The organism is Polaribacter sp. IC066 (genome assembly GCF_007997085.1).
Lineage (GTDB): Bacteria > Bacteroidota > Bacteroidia > Flavobacteriales > Flavobacteriaceae > Polaribacter.
Genome location: NZ_VORR01000122.1, coordinates 1 through 1,776, shown reverse-complemented (window position 1 = coordinate 1,776; position 1,776 = coordinate 1). Strand labels below are relative to the sequence as shown.

General features: G+C 34.5%; 1 protein-coding gene. It reads right to left on the bottom strand.

Annotated elements, in window-relative coordinates:
• Positions 1 to 210: 210 nt before the first annotated feature.
• A partial coding sequence (locus tag ES044_RS18165) for a polysaccharide biosynthesis protein (RefSeq protein WP_147187467.1) occupies positions 211 to 1,776 on the bottom strand: 1,566 nt, incomplete at its 5' end.

The window sequence follows — 1,776 nt, the reverse complement described above, 5'->3', positions numbered from 1 at the left end:
GTAATCTGCAATACATCATCTGGCTTGATAATCGTCTTATAAGAATTGGAAACTCTAGATTGGTCTATTTCATCATTTTGAAAATATATAATCTCTTTTTTAGACACACAGGATGCCAGCATCAAAAGTATCAGTAAAAAGAATGTATTTTTTATTACATTATTCATAAATTCAGTTTTTTTTTTGCGAAAATAGTATTTTATAGAAACACTAACTAATTTTATCTAATTTTTCATATTTAGAGTTGTTCGAAACATATTCTGGGACGATTTCTTTGATTAGTCCCACAATCTCAACATTGGTCAATTTATTTTTCTTGGAGGATAAATTTTCTATCAGCGCTACCACTTGCTCATTGTTTACTTTTTGTGTTTTTGCAATCATAATTTTCTCGTGGTAGGTTGGTACGGTATTTTCCCCATCTGCTAACAATTCTTCATAGAGCTTTTCTCCAGGTCGTAAGCCTGTAATTTTAATATCAATATCTTCAGGATATTTTAAGCCTGATAAAGAAATCATTCTTTTCGCCATGTCAAAAATCTTAACAGATTCCCCCATATCAAAAATATAAATCTCGCCACCCTCGCCCATCGTACCTGCTTCTAAAACCAAACGACAGGCTTCGGGTATGGTCATAAAATAACGTGTAATATCTTGATGGGTTACGGTTAATGGTCCACCATGTTCTATTTGTTTTTTGAATAGCGGAATTACAGAACCGTTAGAACCCAACACATTTCCAAAACGCGTAGTGGTAAACTTTGTGGTTTCTTGCTGCTTGCTCACACAGCTAATATACATTTCTGCCACTCTTTTGGTTGCCCCCATTACATTGGTAGGATTCACCGCTTTGTCCGTAGAGATCATCACAAAGCGTTCAACTTTGTACTTTATAGACAAGTCTACCATATTTTTAGTCCCTAGTATATTAATTTTAAACGCTTCATACGGGCTATCTTCCATGAGTGGAACGTGCTTATAAGCCGCCGCATGAAAAACTTTTTGAGGCTGATAGTGTTCAAAAATTTCACGCATTCTTTTTTTATCGCGTACATCTGCCACCAAAGCAGAAAAATTTTCAATTCCTTTTTGATGCAATTCTTGTTGTAAATCATACAAAGCAGATTCTGCTTGATCCACTAAAACCAATTGTTTGATGCCGTAAGATGCAATTTGTCTAGCAATTTCGCTCCCAATAGAACCCGCGGCACCCGTTACCAGAATCACTTTATCATTCACATCTCTTTTAACAATAGGGTTGTTTATATTGATTTGCCGTCTATTTAATAAGTCATCAATTTTTACCTGCTTAATTTGGTTTACTTCTAAAGTGCCGTCGATCCACTTCGTTAAAGGGGGAACGATCTTTACCTTCAAGTTTAAACTTAATAGTGTATCTGTGATTTCTAATATGCGCCCAGATTTAATATTTTGAGTAGAAATTACTACTTCGCTAATCCCATTCTTTTCGATAAACTCTTTAGTTATCTTTGAAAACGCATAAATTTTAATCCGATCAATTTTTTTATTTATTTTATACTCATCATCATCGATAAAACCAAAAACATCAAAACAACTTGCTTTATCATTGTTCAATGCGCCGTAGGTAATGATGCCTGCTTCGCCAGCGCCGAAAATTAACACATTGGTAATAGTCCGTAATTCTGTTGAAAGCACATCATAAAATGCCTTAAACACATAGCGACTCATGATCAACACAAATGTGGTCACCAAATAATGTATTAAAATAATAGACCTTGGAATTGTAAAATCAGG